This window comes from Candidatus Micrarchaeota archaeon (genome assembly GCA_021163225.1).
In the GTDB taxonomy this organism is placed as follows: Archaea; Micrarchaeota; Micrarchaeia; order Anstonellales; family JAGGXE01; genus JAGGXE01.
Genome location: JAGGXE010000063.1, coordinates 36,287 through 47,647 on the forward strand (window position 1 = coordinate 36,287; position 11,361 = coordinate 47,647).

At 46.2% G+C, this 11,361-nt stretch carries 10 protein-coding genes and 1 tRNA gene; 6 read left to right on the forward strand and 5 right to left on the reverse strand.

Annotation, left to right across the window (positions count from 1 at the left end):
- The first annotated feature begins 10 nt into the window (after positions 1-10).
- Positions 11-1,771: a glutamate--tRNA ligase gene (gene gltX, locus J7K41_04420; protein ID MCD6549918.1), complete on the forward strand. Its 1,761-nt coding sequence runs from the start codon at positions 11-13 to the stop codon at positions 1,769-1,771.
- A gap of 57 nt (positions 1,772-1,828) precedes the next feature.
- On the forward strand, positions 1,829-4,282 hold the full coding sequence (locus tag J7K41_04425) for a hypothetical protein (protein ID MCD6549919.1): 2,454 nt from the start codon (positions 1,829-1,831) through the stop codon (positions 4,280-4,282).
- On the opposite strand, the gene J7K41_04430 is transcribed toward J7K41_04425, so the two are convergent.
- The 3 genes from J7K41_04430 to J7K41_04440 all read right to left on the reverse strand — a co-directional run bounded on the left by J7K41_04430 (position 4,255) and on the right by J7K41_04440 (position 6,364).
- On the reverse strand, positions 4,255-5,556 hold the full coding sequence (locus tag J7K41_04430; protein ID MCD6549920.1) for a transglutaminase domain-containing protein: 1,302 nt from the start codon (positions 5,554-5,556) through the stop codon (positions 4,255-4,257). The two genes, J7K41_04425 and J7K41_04430, sit on opposite strands and share 28 nt — an antisense overlap.
- A 44-nt stretch (positions 5,557-5,600) precedes the next feature.
- Positions 5,601-5,702: transfer RNA gene (locus tag J7K41_04435), tRNA-Phe, on the reverse strand.
- 476 nt (positions 5,703-6,178) lie between these two features.
- Positions 6,179-6,364 (reverse strand): uracil-DNA glycosylase, encoded by a 186-nt coding sequence (locus J7K41_04440; protein MCD6549921.1) that lies wholly within the window; start codon positions 6,362-6,364, stop codon positions 6,179-6,181.
- Positions 6,365-6,442: 78 nt separating this feature from the next.
- Here J7K41_04440 and J7K41_04445 point away from each other — a divergent pair, with 78 nt between their 5' ends.
- Genes J7K41_04445 through J7K41_04455 form a run of 3 tightly spaced genes read left to right on the forward strand, consistent with a single transcriptional unit; the run spans position 6,443 to position 9,031 of the window.
- Positions 6,443-7,165: a hypothetical protein gene (locus J7K41_04445; protein ID MCD6549922.1), complete on the forward strand. Its 723-nt coding sequence runs from the start codon at positions 6,443-6,445 to the stop codon at positions 7,163-7,165.
- A 12-nt stretch (positions 7,166-7,177) separates the two neighbouring features.
- Positions 7,178-7,990, forward strand: coding sequence for an MEMO1 family protein (locus J7K41_04450; GenBank protein MCD6549923.1), 813 nt, complete (start codon positions 7,178-7,180; stop codon positions 7,988-7,990).
- Between the two features lie 3 nt (positions 7,991-7,993).
- Positions 7,994-9,031, forward strand: a complete 1,038-nt coding sequence (locus tag J7K41_04455; GenBank protein ID MCD6549924.1) for a type 2 isopentenyl-diphosphate Delta-isomerase — start codon at positions 7,994-7,996, stop codon at positions 9,029-9,031.
- Here J7K41_04455 and J7K41_04460 read toward each other — a convergent pair.
- Complete coding sequence (locus J7K41_04460; GenBank protein MCD6549925.1) at positions 9,011-9,394, reverse strand: helix-turn-helix domain-containing protein; 384 nt, start codon at positions 9,392-9,394, stop codon at positions 9,011-9,013. The two genes, J7K41_04455 and J7K41_04460, sit on opposite strands and share 21 nt — an antisense overlap.
- Before the next feature lie 20 nt (positions 9,395-9,414).
- Positions 9,415-10,734, reverse strand: a complete 1,320-nt coding sequence (locus J7K41_04465; GenBank protein ID MCD6549926.1) for a DUF530 family protein — start codon at positions 10,732-10,734, stop codon at positions 9,415-9,417.
- 83 nt (positions 10,735-10,817) lie between these two features.
- Between J7K41_04465 and J7K41_04470 the strand changes: the two genes are divergently transcribed.
- On the forward strand, positions 10,818-11,361 hold a 544-nt coding region (locus J7K41_04470; protein MCD6549927.1), incomplete at its 3' end, for a hypothetical protein.

Here is an 11,361-nt window from a genome sequence, read left to right on the forward strand (position 1 = left end):
TAACCTATCCATGAAGGGTGCGAACGAAAATAGGAAGGATATCGAGATAGAACGACTTATTTTAAAACATGCTTTGAAAAACGCTTACGATTACGGTGAGGCGAGGACAAAGGCCATCATCGGCAAGGTCGTTGCGGAAAACCCGGAACTTAAGAAGGATATGAAAACCCTGATGAAACTGATAGAGCAAACTGTCAACAGGGTAAACAGTATGAGCAGGGAAGAGATCGAATCCGCCATGGAACGGTTCGAATACGTAGAGAAGACAGAGAAACCTATGGAAGAAAGGATCCGCGAATCCGTACCGAACGCGACGGAGGGTAAAGTGGTAACGAGGATACCACCGGAACCGAACGCAGCGGCTTTACACATCGGACACGCAAAAGCGATGTGGTTGGACAGGCTCGTAGCCGACCTGTTCAGAGGCAGATGCATTCTTCGATGGGACGACACAAACCCCGAATCCGAGAGAAGCGAATACGTGTCGGCGATAAAGGAGGACCTGAAATCCCTAGGTATAACATGGGACGATGAGGTATATACATCAGATTACATAGAACTGATGTACAGGTTATGCGAGAAACTGATAAGGGACGGTCACGGATACGTTTGCACATGTCCCCCAGACAGGATCCATGAGAACCGTAAGAAAGGTATAGAATGTTCATGCAGGTCAAGACCTGTTGAAGAAAACCTGCGACTGTGGAACGATATGCTGGAAGGAAGGATAGGACCTGGCAAAGCAATAGTTCGGATGAAGGGTGACATGAAATCAAAGAATACGGCGATGCGGGACCCAACATTGTTCAGGATCATCGACACGGAAAAAACGCCTCATTTCCGTCACGGCAGAAAATACCGGGTCTGGCCCACCTACGACTTTTCATCGGCGGTGATGGATTCGCCGGACACGTTGGGAATAACACATCCCATAAGGAGTAAGGAGTACGAGTTGAGGAACGAGCCGTATTTCAAACTGATGGAATTTTTAGGGTTATCCAGACCGACGTTGATCACCATATCGCGTCTCGAGATACCCGGTTATCCGGTAAGCAAACGTCTGATAAAACCGTTGGTCGAAGAGGGCAAGGTCTGGGGATGGGACGACCCACGTCTGTTGACGGTCAAAGGTTTGTTGAGAAGGGGGATACAACCGGAAGCGATAAAGAGGTTTGTCTTAAGGTTCGGGATATCGACGGTTGAAAGCAGACCAGACCTGAGCCTGTTGTTCGCAGAGAACCGTAAACTCGTCGACCCGGTGGCACCGCGGAGGTTCTTTGTAAACGAACCGGTCGTGCTCGTTGTTGAAGATGCAGAACCGCAGACAATATCGTTACCCAACCATCCTACAAACGGTTCGTTGGGTGTCCGTGAACTGACCGTCGGTAACAGGTTCTATATACCTGACGAACGGTTGGGTCCTGGTAGGACGGTCAGATTGAAAGGATTGTTCAATGTAAAGATAGTTGAGATGGACGAAGAGAAAAAGGAGGTTAAAGGAACCGTTGCGGGCAAAGAACCGGTCAAAGGAGTCGGGATTCTGCAATGGGTTTCCGTAGAAGATGCGCTACCGTGCAAGGTGTACATCCCGGGCAAACTGTTCGATGATAAAGGGCGGTTCGTAGAAGACAGTATGAAAGAGGATGAAGGTTACACGGAAAGCGCAACAGTGGATGCGTTAGACAGGGTAGTACAGTTTGAAAGGTACGGGTTTGTAAGGATAGACAAGGTTGAGAACGGTAGGGTCACCGCCGTATTCACCCATGAATGATGCGCCGGAACGTGGAAGGGATTACATTTATAAATATGTTGCAATAATTAAAATTTCATGATGAAACGACAAAAGAAACGTATCTGCGATAAAAGGGAACAGAAAAGAACCGGACCGTTCTATGACAAGGTTGTCCACGATGATATTAAAACAGTGCACATAGAAAAATCCATCGAACATCTGAAAGAGGTACTCAAACAAAGGGGACTGCTCAGAACAAGAATGGAACAGGAAAGTTTAGAGCATCTCATCAACGGTTTTAGGTCGGTTTTTAACGACACGGACTTCCTCCGCGCTGTTGAAGAGGTCACCTATTTCTTGGAGAAGAGAAAGGATATCAGGTCCAGCACCTTTATCAACCTGCTAAGGGTACTACGCAACGAAAGCGAAAGAAAATTCGAGAACGGGTTGGCGAGTCTTTCGTACATCCACGAACTTCCTGAAAAGGACGGATGGTTATCCGAGCTACTCGAAGCAGTGTTAAAGTTTCAGAGAAGGAACGGTCTCGGACTGTTCTACGCTTCATCGTTCCTTGCAGAACTGAAAAAGTTCGGTAACGAATTTGCGGCTGCGCAAACAGTTACGCAGATGTTGAAGACGTCAGACATGGAAGAGGTGGAGAAGGCCTACGACATCATATCCGCACTCGACTCCGATAGACATAAGTATATCGGAGACGTGCTCTCTGTATTCAGGGATATACCTTTCTCCATCGATAACCTGAAAAAACTCATAAGGGTATCCGAAACACTACCGGGCATCTATGATTGCATAAGTTTCATGGACCTTATGAGAATGGCCAAAGACAAGCAGAAGATGTTAGACCTGATCTACGACAAAGCATACATTGGACCGAGTTTAAAGATGGTGTACTTTGATAATCCGGGTATTCCGCCGGAAGATATTCTGGAAAGGTTTATCGATTCTGGTAAAGAATTCCTGTTGATAAACAGCGTAACTCAGTTCGAAAAAGCCATCGAAGCGCATCCAGACGTATTGGACAGGGAAACGATAAAACGAATCAGACAGGCACTCGAGGTTGTGAGGGAGTCGCAGGTCGGGAGACTGATGTTGTTGTGCAAAAGACACGGAGAAGTGATCAAGAGATACAAACGGATACCGTTACCTTGGTTTCTCGTACTGAACAGATACGGGGTGATGAATGAAGACCTGACACTTTTGGACAACCTACTCAGCAAACGCAACCTGACCAACTACTCACTGATTAAGGAATACATGTTCATAATGAAAGCGATACTGAAGACCAACAAACATCTGTTCTTCGATATCATGAGTATGAAAGGCAAAGATATAACCTTCCTGGAAAGGGTAGGTGTTCTATCGTTGTACGGTGTGAAGATAAACCGACAGACGTTGAAAAGTAGCCGGTTTGACGAATACATTGCCAAACATGTGTTAGAACTGTTCGTGAAGGTGTTCAGATTGAACAACAGCGAACGGAGCAAATTCTACAAACAAAAGGAAAGATGGCTCGACAGGAACACCGTTGTAGCATTCCTATTACTGAACCACAGTTTTGACCAGGACCTACGGGTCTATTGGAGGAAGGTTGTAAAAGAGGTTGTGAACGGCAGGTTCGATGAATGGAAAGTGAAACATAAGAATTCGGCAGAAGTTAGAAAGGTGTTGGGAAAATACGGGTTCAAGGTTTGGAACGAGGGATGGAACGAAGAAACGGTATATTTGGAAGCTGAGAAAAGAAGGGCGGTCACGAACATGATGAAAGGTGTTGTCACGGTTCTCATACAGGAACAATCCGAACGCGTGCGGGAGTTCGTTAGAGCGTGTTTGGAAGGAGATTACAAAAAGATAACGAGAATGATTGAACGGGGTAAATTGAAAAACCATCTCGACAGAATAGTCTATGAGGAACTGACCGAAGTTTGGAAGAGGATGCAGAGAAGGATTATACATATCCCCACGCAGATCAGAATTGTCACACTTACCGACCCGTTAGAGATCATACATATCGGAGTCAAACCGGTTTTCACATGTCAGAACTGGAAGGTTCCGACGTCACTATCACAGGGTATATTCTCGTACATTGCCGATAACAACAAACGTATCATAGCCGTCAAAAACTCCGCCGGCACGATACTTTTCAGAGTGGTGGTACGTCTTGAAACGTACAACAACGAATCACCCTTACTGATAATCGAACCTGTCTACGGAGAATCGAGGTTCCTCCATCTATCCAAATACCTGGCGGAATACATCATCAAGTTTGCTATGAAACTTAAACGCGCCTGGGGACGCAATGTTTACATCGCTACCGGGAGCATTCATCCACCGTCCGGGAGTAAATGGATAAACAGAGAACTTGAACTACTGGCCAAGAAATACGGACTCGAACATTCCAATGTAGAGGTTCTGAAGACGGTCGGGCTCGAAACATTGACCAACGCGGATTACTCGGACACGGTGTTAGAAAACGTACAGAGCAGGAAAAAGGAGATCGGGCTCTACGACGTCCTCCTTGTGAAGGTATAGTATATCAGCGAACCCAGAACCAGTACAATGACACCGTAGGTCAGCACGGGCAGGTAATTAGGACGGTTACGCGAAGCCCTGAGAACGAGGACTCCTTCTTTTGACAGCCCGGTGCATATTATCTTATAACTGATTATCCCGTAAACGGATCCGTCGATGGGGATACTCGCGTTGTCATAAAAGGTTGAGTACGGTTCAAGCAACACGATACGTCTTTTGCTCCACTTCGTATCCAAAGGAAGTACTACTTGTATTGACAGTGGGACGACCGAACTCTGACCGTTCCTGACAGTGAGGTACAACGTGTTAGGACGAACCAAACTCAGGTTAACCTCTGGACGGATATCGAAATTCTTAACCTCAAACACATCGACATGAAAACTCGTGTTGAACGATTCGTTCATAGGAGTATCTGTCTTGACGATTACCGTATCTGCCAAACTGTCCGGCTCGGGCTGATGCGCTATCCGAATATGATAGGCGGACAGGTACAACACCTCGTTCGTGGTCGGGTCAACGGGTATCCACATACCGCTCTCTTTATCGTACACTTCAACCCATGCATGCGGCATCCATCTATCCTCCGAATACACGTAACCGATAACCATTCTGTTTCTCAACCCTTCGGCGTTCAACAGAGCCATCAACAGCACTGCATAATCTCTACATGTGCCGTAACCGCGTTCGTAGACCTGCGATGCGTTGACCGGCGGGTCATGATTGCTGACATAGGTCATCCTCGAATACACAAAATTTGAATAGTTTACCAGAGTGGATATCAGACCGTTACCGCGGATGTCGTCTGCGATGCGATAGAGTTCCGAACCCGGTTTAGTGAAACAGGTGCCGTTCGAAACACACGGTTGCGAACCAAGGTAATACAGGGACGGGTCGCGGTAGATTTTGTACACCGAATAGTTTATCACCACATCGCTGACCAACCTGACCGTAACGTTCGTTGAGTTCTCCAGAGGGGTGATGTTAAACGTGTAGACCACGTTACCGAAATCGTCTAAAGATTCTTTATACGGATAATTCGAGGTCGTGTTCAAAACATGTTGAGAGAGCGTGTTAGACAACGGGTACACGGTGAGTATGATCCGCGTGTCCGGCGGATATGTAGTGTTGGTGGAAACCGTCCAGGTTTGGGTAACCCTTGCGCGTACGAATCCTACCTCTGAAGGTTCTGAAGGCAGTAGTTCTCCGTAAGAAACAGTCATGATTAGAATCAGGATGACCGTTGTGAGGGTAAACTGTTTCGGTACCGAACCCATCCATCATACCTCATCGCTCGCAGTCGAAAGAACAGAAAAACGGATGCCGCGGGCCGGATTTTCACGTTTCGCCATTCAACGGACGTTTTGAACCGGCGACACCTCGGTCTTCAGCCGAGTGCTCTCCCAGACTGAGCTACCGCGGCACCAGTTTCTATATTTAACCCAACAACAGATATTAAAAAGTTTCTGTGCATCTTTTCGGAAAGTGCAATTCTGTAAATAACTCAGATTAACTCGATGTAGAAGAATTATGTTTTCTGCCGAACTATCTACGAACCCCATCTTATTATTCTCGTATCCCGTAGGACTGCATGAATAAAATCATAATTGTATTTTGTATTTCTTATCGGTATAGTATTGATTTTAGAGTAATCGTAATCTAAACTAAAGAATATCATACGTAAACATATGGCACATCTCTTCCACCACACTATTTGCGGATGCGGTCCATACCCTGTTTATGCGGTCGATTATCTTGTCACTCGCACAGGAGAGGTTAAGGAAATCTCTAGGCAGAAGATATACGAAGACCCGACTGATAGGATGTGCGTAGATCGAATTTTCCGATAGATATTGAACGATCTCTGCAAAAATTCGTTTGGACCGGGAAAGAAAAGGTTCAACGTTTGAGATAGGTGCCGTCGGGCATAAGATAATCCGAATGCGGGATACCCTTTTCCTCCAACTGGTACCGTCTACATCTGGTAAAATCTCCTTCGCAATACCTCCTCCGCCACTCCAGAGATATTTTACCCTCTGCTTCGAACCTTCTCAAAGGACACACATCGAACCATTTGCATCTCATCGCATTCACCTGTCTATCGTTCCAGTTCCATTGTAACCGACCAAAACTTTTAAAACATCAACCTCTTTCTTTTAAACCATGAAACTGTTGAAATATTCAGTAGATTCGTACAAGAGCAACTTCAGACTCATCCTGCTGTTCTCGTTACCCTTTCTCGTAGCATTCATGATACCGATACTGATACCTCTGCCCACCTATCCGGCTGTCGGAGGGATATACCTTCGGACAGGCAGTTTACCGGCAATCACCATGCTCGATGCTGGGATAATGATACTTGCCTATTTGGCAGCCCTTTACCTGGTATCCTTTGCTATTGTTAACATCAACATAGTCATAAAATCCCAGCGTACAACTCTGAACATCAGAAAAGAGGTTTTAAAGAGTATCTCATCGACCGCGTTGAACGTATTCCTCCTCTACATACTGTTCACATTGTCACTTCTTCTCATTCAACTGATCACATACACGGTTCCGCACAGGGAACTGATCGCCTCTGTACTGAACATGTTGGTCTCGATACCTTTCTTCTACGCTCCCGCAGCAATGGTCATAGACGAGTTACCCGTGGAACGTGCACTCAAGGAATCAGTATCGCAGGTTATCAAAAAACCCGAGTTCTTCGGTTTGTGGACGGTGTTGGGTCTGCTACTGGTTTCGTTGGCAGAGGTGTGCTGCGACACAATCTTCGGATCACCTATGAACGCGTACGTCTCAATATTCATCAATTCGGTAATAATACTGCCCTTCATGATAGTCATGCAGACACAGATGTACCTTGCCAAATATCCTATACTGAGTTAAAGGTGCGTTTCAATGAGACAACCGGCGGTCGCAGGAACGTTCTACCCGTTCGACAGGGAGGACCTTTTACGGATGATAGACAGGATGATAGATAGGGCGACCGTTAGACAGTATCCGACGTTCGGTTTCGTTTCACCGCATGCGGGTTACATATACTCCGGGTGGACCGCTGCCTACGGATACAAATCAGCCGTAAACATCGAAGATGTGGAAACGGTTATCCTGATAGGCCCGAATCACACTGGGATGGGTTGGCCGGTTGCCGTTTCATCGGATACATGGGTCACACCGTTAGGAAAACTCGACCCGGACACAGCGTTTATCAAAGAGATTGTAGATGATACAATAAGGATTGATGAAACGGCGCACAGGTACGAACATTCAATAGAGGTGCAACTCCCGTTTCTCCAGAGGTTCAATCCGGACGTTCGGATCGTACCGATCGTTATGATGGATCAAACGATGCCGATAGCATTGCATCTTGCGGAACGCATCGTGAACACGGTCGGCAAAGAGCACGACAGATACATGGTGATAGCGAGTTCGGACCTGTCCCATTACGTGCCCGGCCCGGTCGAAAAAGAAAAGGATACAAAATTCTTGGAAAAGATCACATCTTTAGATATTGAAGGCATGTATCAAACACTCAGAAGGGAAAACGTTTCGGCATGCGGTTACGGTCCGATAGCGGTTCTGATGAAGTACGCGAAGGTGTACGGTTGCGGGAAAGGAATAGTTTTGCATCATTCAAACTCCGGTGATGTAACGGGCGATTATTCGAGTGTTGTCGGATACGCCTCAGTAACCATGCCTAAGGAGGGATAGAGGATGGTCGGAAGAAGAGGTAGGAGAAGTCTGATAGAGAAGAGAAAATATGCCCATATCAAACTTGTTAGGACAAAGAACGTTGAGTTCGATGTTAAAAGGACCGGGTTCGAAGACATAGATTTTATCCATAACGCGTTACCGGAACTGAACCTCGAAGATGTCGACATGCACACCGAAATGTTCGGTAAACGTATGGAAGCACCGATCATCATCGAAGCGATCACTGGCGGGTTTGACCGTGCAAAGGACATAAACAAAAGATTGGCAAAGGCGGCTCAAGAACATGGGATAGCCATGGGTCTCGGGTCGATGCGTGCAATGATAGAAAAACCGGACCTCGGTTACACGTTCAAGGTGAGAGATGTTGCACCCGACATCCCGTTGATAGGCAACATAGGTATTGCACAGGCCATAACTATGGAGAGCGAGAGGGTCGACGATGCATTGAAAGAGGTCGATGCAGATGCGTTGGCTATCCATCTCAACCCTGCACAGGAGGTCATACAACCGGAAGGTGACAGAGAATTCAGGGGCGGTGAGGAAGCGATAGAACGTCTTGCAAAAGAACTCAGCGTACCCGTTATCGTGAAAGAGGTGGGTAGCGGGTTGAGCGATGATGTGGCTAAGAGGGTTAAACGGTTAGGTGTTAAGATGCTGGATACCGGAGGCGCAGGAGGTACGTCCTGGACCAAGATCGAATACTATAGAAACCGCGCCTCTGTACCTGGTTTTGAAGAATGGGGGATACCGACAGTGTTAAGCGTGCTGATGTGTTCACGGTACCTTCCCACGATCGCCAGCGGTGGGGTACGTTCAGGGATAGATGTTGCAAAGGCCATCGCACTAGGTGCAAGGTATGCGGGTGCGGCGTTACCGTTCGTCCGTGCAAAGGACCCAGGTAAACTTGTCGAGATATGGAAATCACAGCTCAGAACCGTCATGCTACTTACAGGTAGTGCAACGCTTAAACAACTCGATAAATCCAAGATAATGGTTTACGGAAGAACGGCTGAATTGTTAAGATACGCTATCATGTGAAAACCAGTAGTACAAAGTACGTTTACTGACACCCAACCTCTCCGCTATCTGTGTTACTGGGACACCCTTCTTCCGGAGTTTAAGTGCCTGACGTATCACTTCTGTCGGATATTTGTAAGGGCGACCGCGGGGTACCTTTTTAACTACAACCCTGACATTCATACTCTTGAGCGACCTAACAACGGATCGCGGTATAGTTCTCATGACCCCTTCCGTAACGTACAACGTACGCAGCGATGTGTTGTTCAGTAGGAATGCCAACAGATAGACACTCGGTTTAATCTTGAGAAAAACCTCTCTCTCGTGAGGATGTCTGCGTATCAGGTTCATGATCGTCTTTCTATCACCTTTCAGAATGAGCATGTCCAACACCCTGCGCGTGCCTACGATTCTTTCAACCGTTTAATAAACTCTGAACCGCGTCCCTCGATCACACTGTGAACCACGTCCATACCGGACATTATATCGTCTACCGACACATCCAACAGTGATGCCAGTAAATCGATCTTCTCAGGATAACGTAATCCTAAGTAACCTGGACCGAACGAACCCGGCACACGCATCTTACTTTCATGGGCGACCTTCTCAGCAACGGTTTTACCGAGGTCTTGGAGATGTACCATCCTACCGTACTCGTCCAACATGATCAGTTGGTCGGCGGTGGGGTTGATGGCTAACGAAGGTATACCGCCGTTGTCCGATTCCCTTGCCGACCCTGTCTTAAGAATATAATGTTTGAGCAACGGCAGGGACAACGCACGAAGAGCGGTTCCTGTTGCAGACGTCTTACGCATTCGGTTCCTGAGATTAATCTCGCGAACGATTGCCGGGTCGAGCCGGTATCTTCCAGGGTCCTCTCTGAACGGGTTGTCAGCAGGCATATCGACAGGGTCCTCTCTAAGAAATCCTTCCTCGACCAAAACCGGTACTACATGCCCGAAAAGTTCATCATCGGTTACAACTACATCTTCTACGAATCCGTGCTCCCTAAGTATCCGGTTGTACATGGACAAACGTTCCGACGGATCAGGCAGGTCGACTTTGTTGTACGCAAAAGATGTAACAGCGGTTGCCAACGCTACACGGACCGATGCGTCGGTGATCAAAGGTTTAGGTACTACTTTTCTCGTGGATATTATCCGAATGTTGTCACCGTACTGCGTCTTAGCACGGTTGACGGCGTCTTCACCCAACATGTTCAGTCGCACCGTTTCCCTTCTCACCCCCTGATCCGTACGCTGTTCAAAGGTGAGCAGAACATACGGTTGTCTTCTGCCTTTCAACCATTTGTTGACGGTGTAATACGCATCCACTGCAGATAGAGGTAACCTGAGGAGTTGCGATACATAGTTCCCATCGACGGGAAGATGCTGTTTAAGTTCGTCATCGAAAATGCTGTTGAGTAGATAATGGGAAGCCAACGCAACACGTGTCCTCCTCAGGGTCATCTTCTTTAAGAACGCTTCGTATTTGAGGATACCGAACTGTTTCTTGATATCCAGAAGGTCGTCGCGTTCCAGTTCCGATGCAAGTTTACGTAAAGAGATCATCGGCAGATAAGGTACGTCAAACCCGTAACGAACCATCTTCTCTTTAAACTCGTTAAGTTGACGGATGTGAGCATCCAGGTTCTCTTTTGCAGAATCGATAGTTATGCCGTCCATGAATTCGTTGGCCTGTGCGATCAACCTGTTAGAATACATAATGATAGATAATGTCAGAACTTGTTTATAACACTTTTCATATACTGCTGAGAAAGAAGTTTTAAAAATAGAACATACTATATATGTCTTGTAGAACTATGAAATCGCAAGAAATTCCATCACTCAGCAAACTAAAAAAGATAAAACTTGACGATTTGGATGATGAGATAAAAGAGAGACTGTACTCTTATTGTGAGACATTGGATGACAGGTTATATCCTGAATCTACAAAAATGATTAAAGGCAAGTATAAAACGCTTTATGTTTTCGGCAAGATGGTTAAGAGAATGGAACCTAAGAGCGAACATAGGAAAAAAGGAGAACTGCTTATATTCATGGCTGTTGAAAGGACTACTAAGCAAAAGACTAAGGATGAAGAAAAGAAAACTGAGATAAGAGAGACAAAAAAAGAGAAAAGGGGAGGAGCCAAGACCGAATTCTTAAAATACAAGGAGGAAGGAGAGACCAAGATAGATAGGATAGTAAGGGAAGAGATAGAGATCTATAGATTAAGAAAGAGGATAAAGAGTTTGAAGAAAAGATTTAATAGAGATGAGATTAAACTCATAAACAAACTTGTTTCTGAATTGTCTGAAAAATTAGATTTTAACATCTCTCAGGAACTAA

What these genes read in the sequence shown, in the direction of transcription:
- J7K41_04460 (MCD6549925.1), bottom strand. Translation starts at nt 9,394, where the DNA reads ATGCTCATTCTGAAAGGTGATAGAAAGACGATCATGAACCTGATACGC.
- J7K41_04450 (MCD6549923.1), top strand. Translation starts at nt 7,178, where the DNA reads ATGAGACAACCGGCGGTCGCAGGAACGTTCTACCCGTTCGACAGGGAG.
- J7K41_04455 (MCD6549924.1), top strand. Translation starts at nt 7,994, where the DNA reads ATGGTCGGAAGAAGAGGTAGGAGAAGTCTGATAGAGAAGAGAAAATAT.
- J7K41_04445 (MCD6549922.1), top strand. Translation starts at nt 6,443, where the DNA reads ATGAAACTGTTGAAATATTCAGTAGATTCGTACAAGAGCAACTTCAGA.
- J7K41_04425 (MCD6549919.1), top strand. Translation starts at nt 1,829, where the DNA reads ATGATGAAACGACAAAAGAAACGTATCTGCGATAAAAGGGAACAGAAA.
- J7K41_04430 (MCD6549920.1), bottom strand. Translation starts at nt 5,556, where the DNA reads ATGGGTTCGGTACCGAAACAGTTTACCCTCACAACGGTCATCCTGATT.
- gltX (MCD6549918.1), top strand. Translation starts at nt 11, where the DNA reads ATGAAGGGTGCGAACGAAAATAGGAAGGATATCGAGATAGAACGACTT.
- J7K41_04465 (MCD6549926.1), bottom strand. Translation starts at nt 10,734, where the DNA reads ATGTATTCTAACAGGTTGATCGCACAGGCCAACGAATTCATGGACGGC.
- J7K41_04440 (MCD6549921.1), bottom strand. Translation starts at nt 6,364, where the DNA reads ATGAGATGCAAATGGTTCGATGTGTGTCCTTTGAGAAGGTTCGAAGCA.